Source organism: Saccharibacillus sp. CPCC 101409 (assembly GCF_030518235.1).
Classification (GTDB): domain Bacteria; phylum Bacillota; class Bacilli; order Paenibacillales; family Paenibacillaceae; genus Saccharibacillus.
This window is the reverse complement of record NZ_JAULSA010000003.1, coordinates 273258-295876: the sequence shown is the minus strand read 5'-3', so window position 1 is coordinate 295876 and position 22619 is coordinate 273258. Positions and strand designations below refer to the sequence as shown.

Annotated in this window: 18 protein-coding genes; 6 read left to right on the top strand and 12 right to left on the bottom strand. The window is 58.6% G+C overall.

From position 1 onward, the window contains the following. Positions 1 to 178: 178 nt before the first annotated feature. Together QWJ34_RS09210 and QWJ34_RS09205 are read right to left on the bottom strand one after the other, a co-directional pair. On the bottom strand, positions 179 to 1087 hold the full coding sequence (locus QWJ34_RS09210) for a methyl-accepting chemotaxis protein (protein ID WP_302727166.1): 909 nt from the start codon (positions 1085 to 1087) through the stop codon (positions 179 to 181). 298 nt (positions 1088 to 1385) lie between these two features. Next, entirely contained in the window at positions 1386 to 2300 is a 915-nt protein-coding gene (locus QWJ34_RS09205) for a methyl-accepting chemotaxis protein (RefSeq protein ID WP_302727164.1), read from the bottom strand. Between the two features lie 250 nt (positions 2301 to 2550). On the opposite strand from QWJ34_RS09205, the gene QWJ34_RS09200 reads away from it, so the two are divergent. Next, positions 2551 to 3981, top strand: coding sequence for an AAA family ATPase (locus QWJ34_RS09200; RefSeq protein WP_302727163.1), 1431 nt, complete (start codon positions 2551 to 2553; stop codon positions 3979 to 3981). After that, positions 3978 to 4526 (top strand): hypothetical protein, encoded by a 549-nt coding sequence (locus QWJ34_RS09195; RefSeq protein WP_302727161.1) that lies wholly within the window; start codon positions 3978 to 3980, stop codon positions 4524 to 4526. Before QWJ34_RS09200 ends, QWJ34_RS09195 begins: the two co-directional genes overlap by 4 nt. Positions 4527 to 4631: 105 nt before the next feature. Here QWJ34_RS09195 and QWJ34_RS09190 read toward each other — a convergent pair whose 3' ends face one another. Beyond that, the gene (locus tag QWJ34_RS09190; protein WP_302727160.1) at positions 4632 to 6038 is read right to left on the bottom strand and encodes a GGDEF domain-containing protein; all 1407 of its coding nucleotides are present in this window, start codon (positions 6036 to 6038) and stop codon (positions 4632 to 4634) included. A gap of 251 nt (positions 6039 to 6289) precedes the next feature. On the opposite strand from QWJ34_RS09190, the gene udk reads away from it, so the two are divergent. Next, on the top strand, positions 6290 to 6925 hold the full coding sequence (gene udk, locus QWJ34_RS09185; RefSeq protein WP_302727158.1) for a uridine kinase: 636 nt from the start codon (positions 6290 to 6292) through the stop codon (positions 6923 to 6925). A gap of 156 nt (positions 6926 to 7081) precedes the next feature. On the opposite strand, the gene QWJ34_RS09180 is transcribed toward udk, so the two are convergent. The 8 genes from QWJ34_RS09180 to QWJ34_RS09145 all read right to left on the bottom strand — a co-directional run bounded on the left by QWJ34_RS09180 (position 7082) and on the right by QWJ34_RS09145 (position 18056). Continuing rightward, positions 7082 to 7438, bottom strand: coding sequence for a nucleotide excision repair endonuclease (locus QWJ34_RS09180; protein ID WP_302727157.1), 357 nt, complete (start codon positions 7436 to 7438; stop codon positions 7082 to 7084). A 130-nt stretch (positions 7439 to 7568) separates the two neighbouring features. Then, positions 7569 to 8420, bottom strand: a complete 852-nt coding sequence (ypfJ, locus tag QWJ34_RS09175; RefSeq protein ID WP_302727155.1) for a KPN_02809 family neutral zinc metallopeptidase — start codon at positions 8418 to 8420, stop codon at positions 7569 to 7571. A gap of 167 nt (positions 8421 to 8587) precedes the next feature. Beyond that, positions 8588 to 9439, bottom strand: a complete 852-nt coding sequence (locus tag QWJ34_RS09170; protein WP_483314257.1) for an EcsC family protein — start codon at positions 9437 to 9439, stop codon at positions 8588 to 8590. Positions 9440 to 9686: 247 nt separating this feature from the next. Beyond that, complete coding sequence (locus QWJ34_RS09165; protein ID WP_302727151.1) at positions 9687 to 11105, bottom strand: YfcC family protein; 1419 nt, start codon at positions 11103 to 11105, stop codon at positions 9687 to 9689. Continuing rightward, positions 11106 to 12362 carry a M20 family metallopeptidase gene (locus QWJ34_RS09160; protein ID WP_302727149.1) on the bottom strand — a complete coding sequence of 419 codons (1257 nt, stop codon included), beginning with the start codon at positions 12360 to 12362 and terminating at the stop codon, positions 11106 to 11108. A 750-nt stretch (positions 12363 to 13112) separates the two neighbouring features. After that, the gene (locus QWJ34_RS09155; RefSeq protein ID WP_302727148.1) at positions 13113 to 14024 is read right to left on the bottom strand and encodes a LysR family transcriptional regulator; all 912 of its coding nucleotides are present in this window, start codon (positions 14022 to 14024) and stop codon (positions 13113 to 13115) included. 1163 nt (positions 14025 to 15187) lie between these two features. Further along, entirely contained in the window at positions 15188 to 16822 is a 1635-nt protein-coding gene (locus QWJ34_RS09150; RefSeq protein ID WP_302727146.1) for a sigma-70 family RNA polymerase sigma factor, read from the bottom strand. Between the two features lie 271 nt (positions 16823 to 17093). Further along, the gene (locus tag QWJ34_RS09145) at positions 17094 to 18056 is read right to left on the bottom strand and encodes a helix-turn-helix transcriptional regulator (RefSeq protein WP_302727144.1); all 963 of its coding nucleotides are present in this window, start codon (positions 18054 to 18056) and stop codon (positions 17094 to 17096) included. Positions 18057 to 18460: 404 nt separating this feature from the next. Between QWJ34_RS09145 and QWJ34_RS09140 the strand changes: the two genes are divergently transcribed. From QWJ34_RS09140 to QWJ34_RS09130, 3 genes are all read left to right on the top strand, one after another. Next, on the top strand, positions 18461 to 19084 hold the full coding sequence (locus QWJ34_RS09140) for a DedA family protein (RefSeq protein WP_302727142.1): 624 nt from the start codon (positions 18461 to 18463) through the stop codon (positions 19082 to 19084). Between the two features lie 159 nt (positions 19085 to 19243). Then, positions 19244 to 19537 (top strand): putative quinol monooxygenase, encoded by a 294-nt coding sequence (locus QWJ34_RS09135; RefSeq protein WP_302727140.1) that lies wholly within the window; start codon positions 19244 to 19246, stop codon positions 19535 to 19537. Positions 19538 to 19984: 447 nt separating this feature from the next. Beyond that, positions 19985 to 20965 carry a catalase family peroxidase gene (locus QWJ34_RS09130; RefSeq protein WP_302727138.1) on the top strand — a complete coding sequence of 327 codons (981 nt, stop codon included), beginning with the start codon at positions 19985 to 19987 and terminating at the stop codon, positions 20963 to 20965. 400 nt (positions 20966 to 21365) lie between these two features. Here the strand turns inward: QWJ34_RS09130 and QWJ34_RS09125 are convergent, their stop codons facing one another. After that, positions 21366 to 22616: a TIGR02452 family protein gene (locus QWJ34_RS09125; protein ID WP_302727136.1), complete on the bottom strand. Its 1251-nt coding sequence runs from the start codon at positions 22614 to 22616 to the stop codon at positions 21366 to 21368. Positions 22617 to 22619 lie beyond the last annotated feature (3 nt).

Here is a 22619-nt window from a genome sequence, read left to right as displayed (position 1 = left end):
CCGCTATCGCTCCTTTCGAGGACTCCGCCCGCGTTTTCGCGGCGGATGCCTTTGCAAGATATACTCCCTATTATAAAGGTTCTTCTTATAAAAGTTCTTCCGGGCACGACAAAAAAGGCCTTCCCGGCATTCGTGCGTCGGTTCAGACCTTTTTGCATGCGCCCGCAGCGCCGCCTGTTCAAATAATGCTGTTGAAGTCGCGCGCCCGCGCGTCGAGCTGCTCGGAAGCGGCGGAGATATCTTCGAACTCTTCCATGGCGGTGCGGATTTGCAGCTGGCTTTTGGAAATATTGTGCTGCGCCTGGTTCGTGCCCTGGGCGATGTTCGCGACTTCCTTCGTGATGCCTTCGATATTGCGGCGCACCTCGACGATCGACTCGGTAACGCGGCCGGCCAGCTTGCGCACTTCTTTCGCCACGATATCGAAGCCCCGGCCGTGCTCACCCGCATGCGCCGCTTCGATCGCCGCGTTCAGCGCCAGCAGACTCGTCTGCGACGCGATCTCCTGAATCGTCTGCACGATGCCGCGAATCGACTCCGCCTGGTGCTGCAAACTGGCGAGCGTCGTGATATTTTCGCTGGACGATACCGCGATGCGCTCGATGCTTTCCAGCAGCTCCTGGCTGCGGGTAATGCCCGTTTCCGCCCGGACGTTCAGCCCTTCCGACATCTGCTGAAGCTCGACGACCACTTCTTCGATATTCTTCTGCCGGCGCGTGATATTCGTTGCGACTTTGAACACGGACAGCACTTTGCCGTCGTGGTCGACCACCGGCATATACGTCGCTTCCAGCCAGATCCGCTCCCCGTGCGCGTCCATGCGCTCGATCTTGTCCTGATAGCTGCGGCCCGCCAGCAGGTCGCGCCAGAACTTTTCGTACTCCGTGCTGTTCACGAATTCCGGGAAACAGAACTGCCGGTGCTGCATGCCGATCATTTCCTGCTCCGTATATCCCATCGCATGGGCGAAGTTCGCATTGACGTGAACGACGCGGCGGTTCAAATCGAAGCGGATCAGCGCAAGATTTTTCTCCAGCGCGGCGATTACCAGTTCATTATTTACTTCCGTCGGGATCTTCACGTTCATAACCAACCACCCATTCCTGAAATTTAAATAAACCAAACTCAGATTCCGGCAATCCAATTTCGCACAATCTTTTACCTTATTCTTATATATCGTCCCTTGCCGGCTTATTATTAGTTATTTCGACTTTTATTCAGAAAAAAATTATTGAATTTTATTCCATATGAATTCATCGCGAACTCATTCAGGCGAACGCGGCAAAAAAGCCGGATGAAGTCCGGCCTTCCGCTTCGTCGCATCAGGGTAACGACACGCCGGATATCATCTGCGGCTTGTCTGTCTCGATCAAGCGAGACAAGCCCTAGATCAGCTTGGAAAACTCTTTCGCCTGCGCGTCGAGTTCGCCCGAAGCGGCCGAAATATCGGCAAATTCGTCGATCGCCAGCCGGATCTGTTCCTGGCTCTGCGTCACGGTATTGCGGGCCCGGTTGGTGCCGTTGGTAATATTTTCGACTTCCTTGGTAATCCCTACGATATTCTGGCGCACCTCGACGATCGAATCGCTGACGCGGCTCGCCAGCTTGCGCACTTCCTTGGCGACGATATCGAAGCCGCGTCCGTGCTCGCCCGCGCGGGCCGCTTCGATCGCCGCATTGAGCGCCAGCAGGTTGGTCTGAGACGCGATCTCCTGAATCGTTTGCACGATGCCGCGAATCGATTCCGCCTGACGCTGAAGACTGGACAGCGTATCGATATTTTCGCCGGACACTTCCGCGATATGCTCGATGCTTTCCAGCAGCGTCTGGCTGCGCTGGATGCCGGCTTCGGCGCGGATATTGAGGCCGTCCGACATCTGCTGAAGCTCGGTCATCACCGTGGCGATCGTTTCCAGGCGCTCCGTGATGTTCGACGCCACTTTGGCGATCCCCAGCACTCTCCCGCCGTCGCCGAAGACCGGCATATACGTCGCCTGCAGCCAGATGCGTTTGCCCGAAGCCGTCTTACGTTCGACTTTGTCTTCGAAGCTGTTGCCTTTCATCAGCTGCAGCCAGAAACGCTCGTAACCCGAGCTCTCTACAAAGTTCTGGGTGCAGAACTGCTTATGATCCATGCCCAGCATTTCTTCCGACGTGTAGCCCATGACTTTTGCAAAGTTATCGTTTACATAAACCACCTTGCGGTCCAGACCGAAGCGAATAATCGCCAGGTTGTCTTCCAGGGCTTTCATGACGACTGCGTCGCTGACTTGTTCATCGTTCAATCGGTTTATAGCCACAACTCTTCCTCCCGCTAAACCTAATTTTATAATTCTGCCTGCTGGCTAAGTTTTGCACAACTAGATTTCCGAAAACTTTTAATAACCCATATATCGGACTTGCACCCAGTTTCCTTTATAGAATTTTGGAATCAGCTTGACTTACCAGCATTCTAGTCTGCCTTCTACGGTTATGTTAGAATGTCGGTAATCCCGAGAGTAACTTCCCAGGTTTAACCGGTTGTTTAAAAATTCAAAGTAGGTGAGCGGAGTGAAGGTAGAGCAGTTGGGTCCTATCAAAAAATTGGAGATCCATCTCGGTCAAGAAACGATTCTGATCGGTAAAAACAATTCAGGCAAAACTTATGTTTCCTATCTGCTGTACGGGATTTTCAAAAAAATAGATAGCTTGAAAAACGAAATATTATTTGATTACTTCTCAAACCTCTACAGTGAAGAATCGGGTCTGAAAATGAAAGTAAAAAAAGATCATATAACGAATTATTTTATTGAAGAAACGCTAAAAAGAATAAATAAGTCGATCCATGAAGATCTGCCTCACCTTTTTAATCTGCCGAGATCCGAGTTCAAAAATACTAAAATAGAAATAGAAAGATCTGATTTAGATTTTTTTGAACAAAACTCCAATAACAGAGTCGCTACAGATATGGAAGGTCAATACGCAAAATCGGGACTCAAAGAAAATTTGAAAGTATCTGTTTATATTTCTACAGCAAAGAACCAGGAATGGAGTATCGAAATCAAAGATGCTAGCTCGATTATCCCGCATTTATCTCAAGATGAACATATTTGGGCATTAGAAGGTTGGGATCTGGAAAGCCCAATTGTAAAAGATTACTTATTAAGAATTTGTGCTTCTGTCTTTTCTTATCGTTTATTTCCATCTTCTAATGTTTTATATGTCCCTGCTGAAAGAAATGGAATAAATGTTTTTAGAAATGAATTAATGACGATAAGATCTTCTGAAACCTTTGATGTGGAGAATGTTAAAAAGCCTTTGGCCACTTATCCGATGCCTATAGCAGATTATATGAAATATTTAACGCTTCTAGATATTAATCATGAAGAGAAATTTCCTGATCCAGATCCGAATCACGATAGAAAAGATACTTGGACGGAATTCTCAAAAAACATTCTTCGCGGAAAATACGAATACGACGAAAATCAAAACGAATATTATTACCGAGAGCTCTATTCTTTCGGAGCCGACTCAAGCCCGCGCTATCGCAAACATAAAATCCCGTTGAAAGCCGCTTCTTCTTCCGCTAAGTCTCTATTCGGGCTGGAGTATTATTTGAAGTACAGATTCAGCTTTGGAGATATTTTGTTCGTGGACGAACCGGAAATGAATCTCGATCCCGAGAATCAAATCAATATGGCCGGCATACTTGCTAAATTAGCGAAACTCGGAGTTAAAGTGGTGATCTCCACACACAGCGATTATGTGGTGCGATCCACAACCAATATTTTACTGGCAGACAAACTGGAAACCTTTCGCTCCGAAGAATCTCCTGTCGTTACATTAGGATACAGCTTTGATAAAGACGGAATGAAACCGCTTGGGGATCTGTCGAAAGCAGACTACATAGCCAGCTTCGATAACGCCAATGCCGCTCTGGAAGACCACTATCTGAGTTTGATCGAACAGCTTGAGGAAAAGGAGACTCGGCAGCAGCTATGAGCATAGAGTCAAATTTCGAACGGTTTTTAAAAGAAGATTATTTCGAAATTCTGAACAATGTCAAACATATAAAACTAGCGGAGAATAAAGGAATTCCTTACGAAGTAACTCTCAGGGTCTCAAGCAGGGAAAATAAATTTTTGCTGATCAAAAACATAGAAGATTTAAAAAATAACGATATGAACTATATTAAAGAAAAACCCAAGGACTGCGACTATATCATCATCGACCTTTTAAAACAGGTAATTTTTATAGTTGAACTTAAGGACACGGATACGACTAATACGGAGCTTATCAAACAGCTGCTAGCTGGCGAAAAATGGCTCGACCATTTACTGTTTTGCTGTCAGTGCGATGAAGCGGATCTTAAGAAATGGGATATTCACAGAGTACACATCAGGTATTTAAGCGTCAGACCGCCGAGAAACTCCCGCAAGTCGGCAACGCAAGACTTTTATACGTTTGAAAAAGACGACAAAAACCGTCGTTTCAAAAGAGTAAAAGGCAAAGAATTCAATATTGACGATATCAGAAGGACAAACTGATTCGGCAAGCGAAAATATCGCTATGCATGACCAATAAAACTATTAAAACCTCGAACGAAAAGCCTGTCACACAGCTTTCTGTTCGAGGTTTTTTAAAAATAATCTTCAAGCCCCCGTCGTTTCCGGCGGGCGGCCGGTGCCGCTTCCGAACAGCGTCGCGCGGTTCTTGCCGCTTTTCTTCGAAGCGTACAAAGCGGCGTCCGCCTGCTGGTACAGCTCCTCGAACGTCTGCAGGTTGCCGTCGGCATGCAGGATGCCGATGCTGGAGGTGACGCCGATCTCCTGGCCGTCGGTCAGCACGAAACTCGTGCGCTCGATCGCGCCGCGCAGCCGCTCGGCCGCGTCCAGCGCCTGCTCTTGCGTCACGCCGGTCAGGAATACGGCGAATTCTTCGCCCCCGAAGCGTCCGGCCACTCCGGAATCGCCGAAGCCTTCGCGCAGCAGCGCCGCGAAGCCGGCCAGCACCGTGTCGCCCGAGACGTGGCCGTATGTATCGTTGACCGGCTTGAAGTCGTCGATATCGAGCAGCATAAGCGCAAGTCCCGGCTCGTGCAGCCGCTCCCCGATCAGCTCCAGGAAATGCCTCCGGTTGATTAACCCCGTCAGCCCGTCCGTCGTCGCGTGGCGCGTAAGCACGAGCTGCTGCGCTTCCAGCTTCTCGTTTTTCTCCTGGAGCTGCTCCATGTACATCTTCGTATTGCCGATGATCCGCCCGGCCTGCACCGCGATCTCGCCGATCTCGTCGTAAGGGCGGTCCATGCGGAGTCCTTTCTCGAACAGTTCGTCCACATCCCCGTCCGCCAGCTGGCGGAACGCGTCGCGCAGCTGGTGCAGCGAACGGATGAGCGGCCCGATCAGCCATTTGCCGAGCAGATAATTGACGAAAAAGCACAGCATGCCGAGCAGCAGCATCAAGAACGCCGTTACGCCGACGATCTCCACCAGCAGCGGCGGATAGATGCGCGCGGTAATCAGCCCGATCTGCCGCCCGTCTTCGTCCAGGATCGCCGCTTCGTACGGTTTGTTGAAATATTCGTACAGCCAATTGCGCTCCTTCAGCGATTCCCGCACCGTTCCCGAAGACGGCAGCATGGCGCTGCGAAACAGCACGCGCCCTTCCAGCTCGATCGCCATATCCACCGTATGCAGATGGCGCGGCATCTCCCGCCCTTCGTCGTACACAAGCGGCTTGCTGCCGTCGATCAGCGGAATGCGGTAATTGACGATCTCCTGCCGCTCGACCGCCGCTTTCCAGTCGGCGTAGCCCGGCGATTCCTCCGACATGTCTTCCAGCGCCGCGATTCCGTGGTTCTCGGGAAACGCCGGCGACGTCATCTCCCGCATCGTCGAATGCGCGACCAGCTGCGCGCCGAGCTGCGCCAGCGGCCGGATCACGATCGACAGCAGAATCGTCACGATCACCGCAAATACGAGAATCGTAAACAGCGTGGACGTGTTCATCGAATAGCGAATAAGCCGGCTCAGACTCTGGCTGCGTGTTTTCCCTTTCAAAAGGACTTTCCCCCCGCCCTTTATATGCGAATAGTCGAAGCTCCAACGAAAAGCCGCCGAGCGGCAGCTTTGCATTTTTCCTCATTTTAAAGGGGCGGCGGCCGCCATGCAATCAAATTATTACGCAAATTGCCGCGGAATCGACAGGAAATCCTGCGAAAGCGGGTGAAAAAAAGGCCGCGCTGTGCTACAATACTGAAATTGCAATCCGTTGCAATCGGCCATCATCCTAGGGAGGTTTATCGATCGCCATGCTTACAATCGGTATCGCCGGGGGCACCGGCTCCGGCAAAACGACCGTAGCGCGTTCCGTCATCGAGCGTCTCGGCGCGGGCAAAGTCACTTTCATATCACAGGACAACTACTATAAAGACCATCCGGAGCTCAGTTTCGAAGAGCGCGGGGCGATCAACTACGATCATCCTTTCGCGTTCGACAACGAACTCATGGTGCAGCATCTGCGCGACCTGAACGAAGGACGCACCGCGCATGCTCCGGTCTACGACTTCACCGTTCACGCCCGTTCGGCGGATCAGACGGTGGAGCTCAAGCCGAACAACATCGTCATTATCGAGGGACTGCACGTCCTCTCCGACGAGAATCTGCGCGGCCTGCTCGATATCAAGGTCTTCGTGGACACCGATCCGGACGTGCGCATCCTGCGCCGCGTGCTGCGGGACATCGAAGAGCGCGGCCGCAGCATCCGTTCCGTGCACAACCAGTACCTCACGACGGTCAAACCGATGCACGAAGCATTTATCGAACCGTCGAAGAAATACGCGGACCTCATCATTCCCGAAGGCGGGCATAACGAAGTCGGCATTCAGCTGCTGTCGATCCTGACCGAGAAATACCTGTCGGGCGACCACAAGTGGACCAAGCCGTAAGGCCGTACGCTTGCGAACTTCCGTTTGCGCGATCCGTCAAAAAGAAGCCTGCTTCCGTAAACGCCGCATGATGCGCGTCCGGAAGCAGGCTTCTTTTTTGCAGGAACGGACAGCGGCGGGACGGAAAGTTCCGCGCGCCGCGTTTTCAAACCTCCGTTACTTGTAAAATACTTTCTCCGCATTATACTTGGCGCGGCCGGTGTTGATGAGGTACGTTTCGTAAATCTCGCGCTCCATCTGGTCTTCGACCAGGCAGACCTCGATCCGGCGCACTTCTTCGCGGTGGTTCTTCATCGGGGACACGCTGTCCTCGAAATGCTTTTTGATGCGGGGTCTCAGCTTGCGCGCTTTGCCGACAAACAGCAGCTCGTCGTTCTCCCCGTAGAACATAAAGATGCCGCCCGCTTCGCGGGTAATCAGATGAAAATCGGTAAATCCGTAAATATGGCTGAGCTGCGGGTTCGCCTGTTTCTCGATCACGACGTCCGGCTTCGGCGCGGTAATTTGGATCATGCTCGTCACTTCCTCTTATCGTATGAATGATGCGCGCGGAACGTTTGCAAAAAAGCGTTATGCGCAGCGTTCGGCGATGCCCATCCTACCACAGAATGCCGGAAAGCGCGAGTGCCGAAGCGGCGGCCCGTTACAGCCCGCCCTGGAACGTATCCCCGCCCTGGATGGTGCCGCTCTCGAAGCCTTTGTAGAACCAGCTCTTGCGCTGCTCCGACGTGCCGTGCGTAAAGCTGTCCGGCACGACGTACCCTCTCGCCTGCATCTGGATGCTGTCGTCCCCGACCGCGCTCGCGGCTGTCAGCGCTTCGTCCAGATCGCCCTGCTCCAGCAGGTTCTTGCCCTGCTCGTAGTGCGCCCAGACCCCGGCGTAATAGTCGGCCTGGAGCTCCAGTTTAACCGAGTATTTGTTGTATTCCGTTTCGCTCAGCTTCTGGCGCAGCTGGTCGACTTTCTGGCTCGTGCCGAGCAGCTTCTGCACGTGGTGGCCGACTTCGTGCGCGACTACGTAAGCCATCGCAAAGTCGCCCGGCGCTTTGAAGCGCTGCTTCAGCTCGTCGTAGAAGCTGAGGTCGATATACAGCTTCTCGTCGCCCGGACAGTAGAACGGACCGACGGCGGAACTTGCGGTTCCGCAGGCGGACTGCACGCTGCCCGAGAACAGAACGAGCGTCGGATTGCGGTAGGTTTTGCCGTTTTGCTTAAATACATCGCTCCAGACGTCTTCGGTATCGGCCAGCACGACCGATACGAAGTCGGCCATTTCTTCTTCCTCGGCCGTTCCCTGGTAAGCCTGCGACTGACCGCTGTCGGTCGACGTGACGCCGTTCAGGATGCTGCTCGGATTGCCGCCCAGCAGCATTACGATAATGACGATCACGATCCCGCCGACGCCGAGGCCGCCTCCGACCATCAGCCCGCCTCCGCCGCTTTTGCCCCGCCGGTCTTCCACATTGCTGCTCGCTCTTCTGCCTTTCCACTGCATGCGCGTGTCCTCCTCGCCCGCGGGTTTCCCGCTCTCTATGTGTGCTCTATGTCAAGAATTAACCCGTAGACGGCCGGTTAACGCTAAAGCGCACGGACGCGCGCGTAAAGAAGCCGCTGGGAGACCCCGGCGGCAGAATAGAAAGAATAAACGGGGACCGGCGCGGCTCAGTTCTTCCCGGCCGACTCCAGCTTCTCCAGACGCTCCAGAATCCGGCGCTTGCGGTACAGCATGCCCGCCGCTTCCGTTACCCCGTCAAGCGTCTGCCGGTTCGTAAAAGCGCCGAAGAAAATGCCCGCGACCGGCACGGCCTGCAGCAGCTTTTTCCAGCCCCAGGTATCGCGGTAAGCGGTCATGACCTCGCGCCAGCCCTGAAGCTTGGACAGCGCGGAAGCCGAAGACGGCAGACGGCCGTCCTCGCCGACTTTGAGATTCAGTTCGTCCAGCACCGCCTGCTTGCCGACGACGTCGGAAGCGGAGAATTGAAGCACTTTGACCGCGAAGACGCGCTCGATCTTCTCGTTCGGATCGTAGCCGTAGCACAGGCCTATTTCCTGGATCGCTTTGAGCGACAATCCGAGCACCGCCGGAATATCCGCGGCCAGCGTAAACACGCCGCCCACGCCGGTGGTCGCCCCCTGGGCGGTCGCGGTATTGCGGCTCGACTTCGACAGCCGCTCCGCCGCTTTGTCCATCACGGATAGCGGATACGCTCCCCGTTTGCCGTCGCCGTCGCCGCCGTCCAGCTTCCTGAGCAGCTCGTCCACTTTGCGCCGCGCGACCAGGTATTTGCCGCCGTGCTGCACGTAATTGCCGAGCTCGTCCAGCAGTTGGCCGATCTTCTCGTGCACGATCTTCGGCGTCAGCTTGTCGAGGACCTTGAACGGCAGGCGGGTGATGCGGTCCCAGATCGCCAGCTTTTTCTGGCTTTTCTCCCACTTCTCCACCTGCTTGAGCGCGCTGCGCAGCTCGACGTCCGTTTCCGGCGGCGCGGAATGCTCGCGGTCTCGGGAATTTATGTCCGTCCCGGACGGACTCTCGCCGGTCGCCTCGTCCTGCCCGTTTCTTTTATCCGCTTCGTTTACCTCGGTCGTCTCCTGTGTATCCGTTCTGTCAGCCATACAAAAAGCCCTCCTTTTCCCTCCATTTTTCTCTGCTCCCTTCAGCCTAACACGTTCGGGCGGCGAGAGAAAGAAACGGGGGAATCGGAGGGCTGTCGTTTATCGTTCGGCGGACGTTGCGGCTCGATTTTCTTTTGAAAAAGTCTTAATGATAGTGAATGCCGTTGGCCACCAGCACGAAGATCGCGCCGATGACGAGCCAGGTCAGCATGAGCGGCCAGAAGAAGCGCACCCATTTCTGATACGGGATGCCGGACACCGCCAGGCTGCCCATCAGGGCGGACGAGGTCGGCAGGATCATGTTCGAGATGCCGTCGCCGAGCTGGTAAGCCAGCACGGTCGTCTGGCGCGTGATGCCGAGCAGGTCGGACAGCGGTGTCATGATCGGCATTGTCGTTACCGCCATGCCGGAGCCCGAGGTAATGAATACGTTCATCACGTTCTGGAACAGGTACATGCCCAGCACTTGAACCGAACCCGGCAGCGAGCCGACCACGCCCGACAATCCGTACACGATCGTGTCGATCACGCTGCCCTGTTCGAGCACGACCATAATGCCGCGCGCAAGACCGATAATCAGCGCTCCGTAGGTGATGGCGCTGGCGCCTTTGACGAACTCGCCCGCGACGCGGCTGGGGCCGAAGCCCGCGCAGAAGCCGGACACGATGCCCATCGTCAGGAACAGCGCCGCCAGCTCTTCCATCCACCAGTCCATTTTCGATACGCCCCAGACGAGCGAAGCGAAGCCCAGCGCGATCGTCGCGATAACCAGATAATGCTTGTACGTCATGGCCGGCAGGCTGGAAAAGTCGAGGGTTTCGCCCGTCGCTTCGGCTTCCAGCTCGCGGACGATGCTTTGCGAAGCGTCGCGGCGCACGCGCCGGGCGTAACGGACGATGTAAAAGCCGGTGGCGGCGATCAGGCAGACCAGCAGAATGACGCGCAGCCAAGCGCCGGAGAAAATGGGCACTTCCGCGATCGCCTGGGCCAGCCCGACGTTGAACGGATTCAGGATGCCGGCGGTGAAGCCGCAGGCCGCGCCGAGCGTAATCATCGCGGTCCCGGTCAGGGCGTCGAAGCCGAGCGCGCGGGCGACGGCGATCCCGATCGGCACGAACACCATCACTTCGGTCGACATGCCCATCGTGAAGCCGCCGACGGAGAACAGGGCGATAAAGATCGGGATCACCCACAGCCCTTTATCGGCGAATTTGCGCGCGACCCGGCCGGTAACGGCTTCGATCGTGCCCGTCGCCGAGATCACCTGGAACGCGCCGCCGATAATCAGGATAAAAAAGACCACGTCGGCCGAATCGACCAATCCGTGCACAATCGCTTTGGGAATGCCGAACACGCTGACCGGATCGCTCTCCACATGATGATACGAGCCCGGCACGACCAGCGAGCGTCCGGTCGCTTCGTCTTCCACACGGTCGAATTCGCCGGACGGAATCAGGTAGGTCAGCGCCGCGCCGAGCAGCACCAGCAGAAACAGGATCACGAACGTATGGGGCATCTTGAACCGCTGGCGCAGTTTGACGTCTACGGGGGTTTCGGTTTTCATTCAGGCATTCTCCTTCTCTTGCTCGCTCTGCTTCCAGGCTTCGAATTCGCCGCGCACCGCCGCCAGCGCCGAAGAATCGGCGAACAGGTCGTAAGCCGTCAGCGCCAGCGCGCGGGCCGCGCGATTCAGGTAGACCATGCCGGCTTCCCCGCCGGCCAGCTCCGCGAACGCAGGCGTATGCGTACCGGCGTCGCCAAGGCGGATATACGGATGGATCGCCGCCGTCAGCCGGCTGACGTTGCCGATATCCGAAGAACCGACGCCGCCGCTCTTCGGCGGATCGCTCACTTCGAGGCCCATATTCTCCAGATTGGCCCGAAACAGCCTGGCCAATTCGCGGTTGTTGTTGCGTTCGGCATAGATCAGGCCTTCGGCGATCCCGACTTCCGCCCCTACGCCTTCGGCCGCCGCGCGCACGGCGCGGTAGACTTTCTCCCGCACGGTGTGCAGGCCGTCCACGTCGGCGGCGCGCAGGATGAATACCGCTTCGCACAGCTCCGGCACCACGTTCGGGGCGTCGCCGCCTTTGGTGATGATGCCGTGGATGCGCACATCGTCCTTGACGAACTGGCGGATCGAGTTGATCGCCACAAACGCGTTGATCATCGCGTCCAGCGCGCTGATTCCCCGCTCCGGCGACGACGAAGCGTGCGCCTGGCGGCCGCGGAACGTAAATGTCGCGTCGACGCAGGCGAGCGCGCCGCGCAGCACCATCGTTTTCTCCTGCGGATGGCACATCATCACCGCGTCCACGCCGTCGAATATACCGGCTTCGCTCATGATGATCTTGCCGCCGCCTTCTTCTTCGGCCGGCGTACCGAGCACGATCAGCCGCCCCGGCAGATCGGGGCAGGCTTCCTTGAGCGCCAGCGCCGCGCCGACGGCGGAGGTGCCGATCAGGTTGTGCCCGCAGGCGTGGCCGACGCCGGGCAGGGCGTCGTATTCCGCCAGCAGGGCGACGGTCGGCCCGTCCGCGGCGCCCGCGCCGCCGCTCCAGACGGCGCGGAAGGACGTTTCGAGACCGGCCAGCCCGGTCTCGACGGCGAAGCCGGCCGCCTCCAGCGGTGCGATCAGGCGCCGCTGCGCGCGGTGCTCGCGGAAGCTGAGCTCCGGATCGGCGTGGATCTCGCGCGCGACGGCGCGCAGATTGGCATCGTTGTCATGAACGGCCTGTTCGATCCGCCGCTTGGCCGCGTCGGCGTGCAGGCTGGCTTGCGGATTCGGTTCGTGCTGGGAAGGTTCCGGCGTGTCTGTCATATGTAGATCATCCTTTGCTCGGTTAAGTTTGGCAGGGCGGGCAGTCCCGCTGAATAATCATTGCGATAAATCGTATAATTATTCATTTTTGTGAATTATATTACCGGTTAGAGTAGGATAAGTAAAATTAATATTTTTTATTTCCGTACTTAAAAAAATTTTATGTATAGATGGGATACTTATGTTATAGAGGGGATCCTGCGGATAAAGCGGACGGATCGTGCGTGAAAAGACGCAGCGTCTGCTTGGTCTGGGAGGAAGAGCGAATACTGCGAGCTCGGCTTGGGCAGCAAACGTGCCGCTGCTGTTCCTTTATTCGATTTGCTGCTTTCTTTGTTCCACTTCTTTATTCGGTTTTATTCAGTCTGCCGTTTTTCCGTATTTTCACGGTCCTTTAGCTCGCCGCCCCGCCGCCTTTCAGACGGCTAACGGAACGAAGCGCCGTTAAACACGCTTTTTGCGGACCGTCGGCGCTCTAACGGAACTCAGTAACGCTAAGCCGTCGATTTGCCGCTTCTGTAGGGTGTTTTGTATACATTAGAATTCCCTGGTTCCGTTAGATTTTCAAAACGGGCGAATCGGAACCAATAGCGGCGCTCGGTTCCGTTAGCGCGGGACGTGATAGGAGCATGGAACGTGATGGGAGCGCGGGTTCGGACTGGCGGTGGAGCAAATCATGCCCTCGCGGCAAAAACAACAAATACAACGAATACAACGAATACAACGAATACAACGAAAAAAAGCCCCCTGTCACTCGGGGGCCGATCCGGTAGAAGCGGCGTGCTGCTCCTCCATAAAGCGGATAAACTCGGCGACCATCGACAGTTCGCCGGCCTGCTCGCGGTGCAGCATCCACGTTCGGCGGCGCAGCGGCGTACCGTCGAGCCGCTCCAGCTCGTGCGTGTACAGGCCGCTGCCCGGCGGTACGAACACACCGGGCACGAACGAGTAGCCGAGTCCGTGCCGGACCATTTCCCGGCACGTCTCGTAGGCGTCCGCGCGCATGGATACGAGCGGAGGCTCGTCGTAGCGTTCGCGCCACCACGCCTGGATGTCGCGGACGAACATGGACGGCGTCTGCCGCGCACCGCCGATGCGGGAATCGGCGTATTCGATCTGCGGCAGCCGGGGCAGCCCGTCAAGATCGACGGGGCCGCCGGCGATCAGGTACACCGGCTCGTCGTGCAGCAGACGCCGGCTTTCCGGCCACGGATAATCGCCGCGGACGATGCCTACATGGATCTCCCGCGCGTTCAGCAGCTCCAGCACTTCGCTGCTGAGCGCGCAGGTGACGTCGAACTGCACGTCCGGGAACAAATCCCGGAATCGGCGCAGCAGCGGCGGCAGCATGTACAGGCCGAAGTAGCTGGCGACGCCCAGGCGCAGCGTGCCGCGGACCCGGCCGCGCATGCTTTGCAGCTCGTCTTTGACCCGCGCCAGTTCTTCGCTCATCCGGCGAGCATGCGCGGCCAGCGCTTCGCCTTCCGGCGTCAGCTGCATGCCGCGGGCGTGCTTGACGATCAGCGGCACGCCGAATTCGCGCTCCATCTGCTGAAGGCGGTAAGTCAGCGCGGGCTGGGTGACGTACAGCTTTTCCGCCGTCCGCGTCAGGCTGTGCCCTTCGGCCAAATATTTTAGCATCGCGGCGTCTTTGTCGTTCATGGCCGGACCTCCCTTTCTGAATATCCCGATCGGCACAGCCGACACGGCGCGGCCGCGCTGCGTTCCCCTTTCAGGTGCGCGAAGCGGCTGTTTGTGAACTTCCTGTTCTTTTTCAAAAAGATCCGAAACGAGGGCAGCTCGCAAAGGAAGCAAATAAAAGCAGTATTGCGCAGAAGCATTACTTTGAGCGAAAACGAGCCGTATCGAGGGTGTTGATGCAAATATACATCATTTGCACCTCCTACATCCCCTTACGGGTCAAGTCCCTATTCAGGTGTAAAAACGAAACGTCTCGCCGATCCATTGGAGAGGCCGGAAAACGCCGGACGCCGCTCAAGACCGAAGGGCTGCACCGGGGCTGCACCTCGAATCTTGACGCCAGATCAGCATTTGAGCGAAAAATTCGAGGATCGAACGAAAATGCTGACTGAATGTGCATATTGGGACGCAACAATCGCAAAAAACGGCGGTTTGTTTGTAAAATGCAGACCAAAAGTCAGCATTTATTCCGTACCGGTTCTTTTCCAGCCCGAAATACGGACCAAAAATCAGCATTTTCTGCGGGGCTCCAAAAGGAGTTGCACAGTGAGCCTGTAAAAAAAGTGTACGATTGCGTCTCTTTTTTGGGAAAATGTTTTTACCCATCGTTATAGACTCGATTCCCTCAAGGCCGAAAAAGGCGAAACATGCTGCGCGTTCGCGGCATTCAGGGTGTCGAGAAAACCGGATAGGATTCCAAACGGAAAATAGCGGCACAGGTACACTTATTTGAGGCAAAACGCCTCGGTTTGTTCAAATAGCGACGTAGGTGCAACTATTCGGGAGCCAAAGGCCGGATCGAAGCGAAAAAGCTCGAAATAATTGTATGAGCGCCGTTATTTTCTCGAAAACGTAAGATTAAGCCTGAATAAGGCGCTATACGCAGCTATTTTAGATTCATCCTGCTGCTTGCTTTATTTCTCCAGCCTCTTCCCGATCTCTCATTCCAATTGAACCTACCTATATTAGATTTACGTCCAATCGTTTCTCCATCATCTGAATGATGTACGTTCGGCAGCATTTCCCGCTCTCCGGAGCCTCCGCTGAAAAAACGATGCGCATAGGCAGCATCCGGCCCAAAAGACGCCTGCGGCTTCGCCGCCGCTTCCGGGACGGCGGCGTTCCTACGCTTCGCGAACCGGGCGGATCTCGCCCGTTTCCGCGTCGCGGCGCAGTACAGCGCCTTCGCCGCGCAGCCGCAGGCCGCCGGCCCAGTCCAGCGCGCCGCCCGCTTCGCCGGGCCCGACCGCGCCTTCAAGGGCGCGCCGACCCAGATCGGTCGGCGCAAAAACACTGCGTCCGAAGTCCGGCGGCATGCGGACGAAGTTCGGGAATGCCGCCGCGCCTTCCATGCGCAGCAGCGGGGCCGGGCCCGCGGTCATCCGCTCCAGATGCCGCCAGAACTCCAGGTCGCCGAGCCCCAGCAGGCTCAGGCGGCTTCCCGCCGCGGCGAACAGCTCGCGCGGCGAGGCGGCGCCGTCGGCCGCCGCTTCCAGTACGGCGCGCTCGATCGCGCCGAGGCCGTCCGCCGCGGACGGAATCCGCGCCAGATGCGCTTCGAACGCGGCGCGCGCAAACGGCAGCGCGGAGCTGTCTTCCGACAGGAAGCGCAGATGCTCCTGCGGGTCCGGCGACGAATAGGCGGCCCACAGCCGGGCCCCGAGGTCGAGCTCGCGCCGGCCGACCGGCTGCCAGGTGCCGGACAGCGTGCCGATCTGCCCGGCCGTCAGCTGGCCGAGGCCGCGAAAGTCTTCGACGCCCGGATAAGCGCCGATGCAGAGCAGGCTCAGCCGCGCTTCGCCGAGCCGCATCCGGCCCAGCCGGTCCAGCAGCAGCGCCAGCATCGTCTGGTCGAACAGATCGTGCTCGAACCACAGCACGATCTCGCCGTATTCGGCCGCGCCGCGAAGCGCGCGCTCCTGATCGGCGCATCCGCGCAGCCACTGCGCTCTCGGGATGCCCAGCTCCCGCTCCATATATTCGGCCCGCCCGAGCCGGGCCGACGCTTCTTCCATGTCGGGGTACGCCGGCCCGAACGGATACAATTCCCTCCAGACCAGCACCTCGCCTTCGATGCCCGCTTCGCGCAGCCGTTCGGCCGCGTGGTCTCCATTTACAATATGCAGCATGCCCGTTCCTCCTTCGTACAAATCGCGGAACGCGGCCGCGAAGTCGGCGACGGGCAGCGCGGAGCGCAGCCGGGCCCTGGCGTCGAACAGCCTTTTTTTCAAAGCCGATTCCGTCGCGCCCAGATAGCCCGACATTTCCCGCAGCGAGCAGCCTTCGAAGTAGAACAGCCGGACCGCGTCGCGCTGGCCGGCCGGCAGCTGCTCGACCGACTCGTACAGCGCGCGGCGCAGTTCGCGCCGTTCGGCGACCGCTTCCGGCCGCGGCGCTTCGTCGGCGACCTCGCCCGCCGCTTCCAGCCCCAGCGAAGGCAGCCGCTTGCGGCGCGTCAGACGCGAGGCCCGTCGCTGCACGATAACCTTGAACCAGCCGGGGAACGCTTCGTCGTCGCCCAGGCGGTGCAGATTCGCATACGCTTCGGCAAACGCCTCCTGCGCAGCGTCTTCGGCCAGGTGCATATCCCGCAGCCGCCCGTAAGCGACCGCCACCGCCATGCCGCCGTAGCGCCGCACGATTTCGTTCCAGGCTTCGGCCCGGCCGAGTCTGGCGAGCCCGACCGCTTCGGCCGAACCGCTTTCCCCGGCCTCCGGCCGCCGCACATCCTTCTTCGTCCGTCCGCTGTGTTCTCCCATGTTTCCCGCCTCCGTCTTCTTCGGTCTGACCGCGTTCTTAGGGCATGTCTCAAAACTCGCTGACGTGCATCTTGAACTGCCTTTTCGCCCTCTCAATGAATCGCACCTAAAGCGTGTACGATTCATTCAATGCCTGCGTCACTTTCCCTTGATGTGCTCCGGCACACCTTCGGAAAAGTTCCTTGTTGAGAACGAAAATTCAGCCCAATCTGCTCCCGTCGGAGCTTCAAGACACGCCCTAATCATCAGGTGCCGGCGGACGGCGAAAAGGTTACCGGAGCGCTTTCTCTATATCCGGTGCGGCATCGGCGTATCTCGCCACGATCCGCGACGCGCGCTCGGCCAGCTCGGCCGCGGCTTCCGGCGGAGACTCCACCAGCACGCTGTCGCCGTAGCTCAGCAGCATGCCGTAGAACCACTCGTCCGCCGCGTACCCGCCGGCGATGCGCACGCTGCCGTCCTCCAGCTCCCGGATGCGCGACGCGTCGAATTCGTCCGCCACCCGCAGCCGCACGCACGGACGGAACAGCAGCGACACCTCGATTCTCGGCGCGGCGTCCCAGTCGTCTTTCCACTCCCGGGTATCGAGCGGCGGCGCTTCCCGGCGCACGAACGGCCGGCCCGTTTCGCGGAACTCCAGCATCCTCGACAGCCGGAACAGCCGAAATTCGCTCCGCAGCAGGCAGTAAGCGTACAGATACCAGACGCCGCCTTTCATGAGCAGCACTTCCGGTTCCAGCGTGCGTCGGCTTTCGGCTCCGTTCATGTTCAGGTAGCGCACTTCGACGCACAGACACTCCCTGGCCGCCCGGCGCAGCCGTTCGATCCGGTCGCGAATAGGACCGTTCAGGCTCCAGGAGTTGAAGTCGAATACGACGCCGGGGCCCGTGCTTTCCCGCCCGGATTCCCCGCCCAGCAGCGCCTGCACTTTCTCCGTCAGATCGGCAAAGGTGCGATCGTCCAGCGCGGTCGCCGCCCCTTCCACGGCCGAGCGGATCGCTTCGATCTCGCCCGCGTTCAGCATCTGCCGCCCGATCGTGTAGCGCTCCATCAGCTCGAACCCGCCCGATATGCCCTGGCGCGATACGATCGGGATGCCCGCGCGGTTCAGCGTTTCGATATCCCGGTAAACGGTCTTGGTCGAGACTTCGAACCGCTCCGCCAGCTCGCCCGCGCTGATGCGCCTGCGGTTCAGCAGCAGAATGGTCGTCGCCAGCAGCCGGTCGATTTTCATGGTCGTTCACTCCTCCCCGCGTTCGGCGCGCGCCGAATATTCCTTCGATTTCCTTCCTATCATTGTACACCAAACGGACGTTCGGGGGCAGCCTCAATCTTGCGCACTGCATGAAATCGCGGGGGTCGGCCGAGGTCTTTGCGGGTAAAAGGAAAAGACGGCCGGCCCGCGGCCGCCGAAGCCGCGTTTTGCGCCAAACTTGCTTCCGGCACAGCCGATCGTTTACGATCAAGGCAGCGGATTCACGGGAGGAGGCTTATTGCAATCCCGGCTGTTTTTTCGCGCATATCGTTGAAAATAGTCGCTCTTTTCTGAAAATATATCTCTTTTTACATATTCAAAACGCATCTTCAGTCGGCCGAGCAGCGTACAGACCCACAAAAAATGGAACCGGGGTGAACGAAATGGAGAATTGGATTACGAGCTTTATGAACGAATGGGGATATATCGGGATTTTTCTGCTGATCGCGCTGGAGAATATTTTCCCGCCGATTCCGTCCGAGGTCATTTTGACGTTCGGAGGCTTTATGACGACGCAGTCGGACCTGCATATCGCCGGCGTCGTGATCGCGTCGACGCTCGGCTCGGTCGCCGGCGCGGGCGCGCTGTACGCGCTCGGGGCATGGATGAAGCAGGACCGCATGGAGCGTTTTATCGAGAAGTACGGCCGCTGGCTCAGACTGAAAAAAGAAGACGTCGGCAAAGCGTACGGCTGGTTCGACCGCTTCGGCAAATGGGCCGTGTTCCTGTGCCGCCTCGTGCCGCTGGTACGCAGCCTGATCTCCATTCCGGCCGGCAGCGTGCGCATGAATTTGTTTTCGTTTCTGCTGCTGACCACGCTCGGCTCCCTGCTGTGGAACACCGTGCTGACGTTTATCGGCAGCGCCGTCGGCGAATCGTGGGAAAGCGTGGTCGGTCACATGGACACGTTCTCGAACGTCGTCTACATCGTGTTGGGGCTGCTGCTGCTCGCGGGCGCGATCGTCTTTTTCCGTAAAAGATCGGTCAAAAGCCGCTCGGAATCGTAAAAAAGACGCCTAAACGCGGCTTGAACGGAATTTGCGCGGTCGGCGGGTTCTTCGCTTCGGCGTTCGCCGGGTAATGGAAAACGAGAGCAGGAACGATCGCGCTCCCGACGCCGCATTCCGATACGCGGCGGGAAGCGCAGAACAAGGAGGAATCCGCACATGGAAGAGATTACCGTTACCGCCATTCTCAAAGCCAAACCGGGCTCGGAACACGAGCTGCGCGGCGAGCTGATCAAAGTCGTCGGCCCGACCCGCACCGAGCACGGCTGCCTGGAGTACGTGCTGAACGAATCGCTGGAGGACGACGGCCTGTTTATTTTCTACGAGCGCTGGGAAAACCGCGACGCCGTGCAGGCGCATCTCGACAGCGACCACTACAAGGAATACCGCGCCGCCACCGAGAAACTGGTGGAGAAAAGAGAGATCTTCCGGGTGCAGCCGGTCACGGCCTGATCGGCGGGTCGGCGGCTGCGGTCGCAACCTGTGACGGCCCGGCCGGCGAGTGCGGGTGGAGCCGAGCGATTGCCGCGCGGCTTCGGCCGGTCGGCTCCCGACCGGTATGCCGAATGTGAAAGAAGAGATACGAAATACCGGATACCGGATACCGGAGGACCGGTGTCGAACATCGTGCAGTCCGAAGCAAAGCCGGGTCCCGCAGTCCGTTTCCGCAAACGCGGAAAACGGGCTCGGGGTCCGGCTTTTTCGATTCGAGCAGGCCGGGAAATCGGTACCGGACGCTGTGGTTTGCGGTCGTTTTGCGGTCCTTTATAGAAGGAAAATTCCGGCCCCGGTTGGATTGTTCTTTCCGCGGGTAAGGAAAGATAGGCTGCGGCGGGCCCGGGCAATCGGGCGCCGGCGGAGTCTTATCCTATCCTGATTACGCACGAGGTGAAACGTTTCATGTCCAACCCGCTCAGACTCCTTTCCCCGGACTCCCAAGCGGGAGGCGCCGGCGAATCGGACCCTATACATTTCGATCCCGCGGCCGATGCCGTGGACGAACTCGAAAGCGTCTCCGGCGTACACGCCGGCTATCGGCGCGCGCACGCGCGGGGTATCTGCTGCCGCGCGTCTTTCCTGCCGAGCGGCAAAGCGGCGGCGTTTACGACCGCTCCGCATCTGCAGGAGCGCGAGATCAAAGCGATCGTCCGCTTCTCGGGCAGCTCGACCGACCCGGGACTTGCGGATCTGCTGTCTCCCGCCAAAGGCATGGCGGTGCAGTTTCTGCTGCCCGAAGGCGGCCGCACGAATCTGGTCGGCGTAACGGTGCCGGTCTTCTTCGCGCGGACGCCGCAGTCGTTCATGGAGATGCTGACGACGCTCAACCGGACGCGCGCCGGCCGGATGAGCAAATCCGAAGCGCTCAAGAACTTCGCGCGACACTTCGGCGAAAGCCGGCAGAGCCTGCTGGCGCTCAAACGGCTGAAACCGCCGGTCAGCTACGCCGCCAATCTGTACTACTGCATCCACGCGTATTTGCTGGTCGACGACGAAGGACGGCGCAGACCGGTCAAATTCGAATGGATTCCCGACGCGGGCGTGCAGACGCTGTCGATCCACGAAGCCGCCGCGCAGCCGGACGACTACCTGGAAAGCGAACTGCGAACGCGGCTGGGCGAGCAGCCCGCTTCTTTCCGCCTGAGCATCGTGCTCGGCGAAGAAGGCGACCCGACCGACGATCCGACCAAGCGCTGGCCGAGCGACCGCCGCCGCATCGACGCCGGACGCCTGGTCGTACTGGAACCGGTGGACGAACCGGCCGGACTTGTGATGGACCCGACCGTTATCCCCGACGGCGTCGCCCTCTCCGACGATCCGATCCTGCGCTTCCGCCGCGATACCTACGCCGAGTCGTTCAAGCGGCGCAGCGCGGAGCACTGAGAAGCGGTTCGCACCGGATCGAATACGCACATTTTAGTCGGGATTTTAAATCATGTTTCGGGCTCAACCCAAACGAGCCGAATGGACTGCGAAAATCCACTTTATCCAACTCGGTAAGCGCCGATTTTATGCAGCAGATGCAAAAATCCACTTTATCTCCGAAAAAAGAGCCCGATCGGCTCGAAATTCGAAAATGAAGTGGATTTCTGCATTTCATTGGCGATTATTCGCTTTTCCCACCGAAATAAAGTGGATTTTCGCACTCTGCGGCGTTAAGATATACGGCCCGAGGTCGAAGCGGCGCACGAATTCCGCCGCGATGCCTTTGCCCATGCGGGCGTCGGCGTAGATGCAGTGCGCCAGTACATATCCCCGAACGGGGAGTCCCCATCGGCCGGCGTTACAGCGCCCGGCCCCAGATCCGTTCGAACGGACGGATATTTTCTTCGCTGCGCGAGCGGTCCAGCACGGCGAAGACGATCTCGTCGAAATACGAAGCGAAGCCTTCGCCGTCCAGCAGCCGGCGCCACCATGAGGCGACTTCGGCCGGATCGTTGCCGAATATGCCGCAGCCGTACGCGCCGAGCACGAGCGCGCGGACGCCGCGCTCCGCGAAGATCGCGAGCGCAAGGCGCATGCGCTCCAGCATCGCGGCTTTGGCGAGCTCGGCGTTCTCGCCTTTGAGCAGCACCTGCCCGTAGTTCACCGCGGGCAGCGTCAGAACCGAGGCGGCCGCGGGCTCGGCCGCCAGCTCGAACCGCTCGTCGCGGAAGAAGACCGCGTCCGGCGTATAAATCGCATGGTGCGTGTAGATCATCGACCCGCACCGCTTGTTGGCCCGGTAGTATTCCGGATGCCGCAGCTGCGCGGCATACAGCCCGCTCGACGCGGCCAGGCTTTCTTCCTGCGCCATCGCCCCGTTCAGGAAGCCGCCGCCCGGATTCTTGGCGCTGGCGAAGTTCAGCACGCCGATCTGCCGGCTGCCGGCGGCGTACAGATCGCGCACCGTCTTCACGGCCGACTCGTTCGCCACGCGGAAGTCCGTCCGCGCGCGCAGCGGCTTGTCCACCGCGGAAGCCGGCCGGTCCTTCGCCGCTTCGCGCGCTTCCGGCGCTCGATCCGCGGCCGACGCCCGCGGCTGCTCCCGCCCCGCTTCGCCTCGCGCATCGATGCGGCGCGCCGCTTCCACGGCCAAACTTCCCGCCTGCGGCCCGCCGACTTCCGCTTCGTCGATTTCCGCCTTGGCCTCTTCCGCTTCTTCGGCGCTCGATTCGTCCTTTCCCGTTTCTTCGAATCTCGCTTTCGCTTCTTCCGCTTCTTCCGCTTCGTCGTCCGCTCCGCTCTGCTCGCAGCTGATCTTCCCCGTCTCCAGCATCTCCGATGCATACGAATTCGTGCCGGCGATCACCGCGCCGCTGCCGCCGAAGCGCCGCAGAATCTCCGCGCCCCGCTCGGGCGTAATCAGTTCGCTGCTTTGCTCGGACAGCCGCTGCGCTTCGGCAAACTCCACGGTCCGCCCGCGGTATTCATAGCTGCCGCGCCGGGCGATCTCCACCGTCTCGGCCGCGATCAGCCTGGCGCGGTCCCGGCGGTCTGCCGCCGTTTCGCGGCCGGCGCGCGGCCGCGTATTCAATCCGTGTTGATTGTTCATCTC

Coding starts and splice junctions, on each gene's coding strand:
- QWJ34_RS09150 (WP_302727146.1), bottom strand. CDS start 16,822: ATGGGAGAACACAGCGGACGGACGAAGAAGGATGTGCGGCGGCCGGAG.
- QWJ34_RS09180 (WP_302727157.1), bottom strand. CDS start 7,438: ATGATCCAAATTACCGCGCCGAAGCCGGACGTCGTGATCGAGAAACAG.
- QWJ34_RS09165 (WP_302727151.1), bottom strand. CDS start 11,105: ATGAAAACCGAAACCCCCGTAGACGTCAAACTGCGCCAGCGGTTCAAG.
- QWJ34_RS09135 (WP_302727140.1), top strand. CDS start 19,244: ATGGAAGAGATTACCGTTACCGCCATTCTCAAAGCCAAACCGGGCTCG.
- udk (WP_302727158.1), top strand. CDS start 6,290: ATGCTTACAATCGGTATCGCCGGGGGCACCGGCTCCGGCAAAACGACC.
- QWJ34_RS09140 (WP_302727142.1), top strand. CDS start 18,461: ATGGAGAATTGGATTACGAGCTTTATGAACGAATGGGGATATATCGGG.
- QWJ34_RS09130 (WP_302727138.1), top strand. CDS start 19,985: ATGTCCAACCCGCTCAGACTCCTTTCCCCGGACTCCCAAGCGGGAGGC.
- QWJ34_RS09195 (WP_302727161.1), top strand. CDS start 3,978: ATGAGCATAGAGTCAAATTTCGAACGGTTTTTAAAAGAAGATTATTTC.
- QWJ34_RS09125 (WP_302727136.1), bottom strand. CDS start 22,616: ATGAACAATCAACACGGATTGAATACGCGGCCGCGCGCCGGCCGCGAA.
- QWJ34_RS09155 (WP_302727148.1), bottom strand. CDS start 14,024: ATGAACGACAAAGACGCCGCGATGCTAAAATATTTGGCCGAAGGGCAC.
- QWJ34_RS09145 (WP_302727144.1), bottom strand. CDS start 18,056: ATGAAAATCGACCGGCTGCTGGCGACGACCATTCTGCTGCTGAACCGC.
- QWJ34_RS09210 (WP_302727166.1), bottom strand. CDS start 1,087: ATGAACGTGAAGATCCCGACGGAAGTAAATAATGAACTGGTAATCGCC.
- QWJ34_RS09160 (WP_302727149.1), bottom strand. CDS start 12,362: ATGACAGACACGCCGGAACCTTCCCAGCACGAACCGAATCCGCAAGCC.
- ypfJ (WP_302727155.1), bottom strand. CDS start 8,420: ATGCAGTGGAAAGGCAGAAGAGCGAGCAGCAATGTGGAAGACCGGCGG.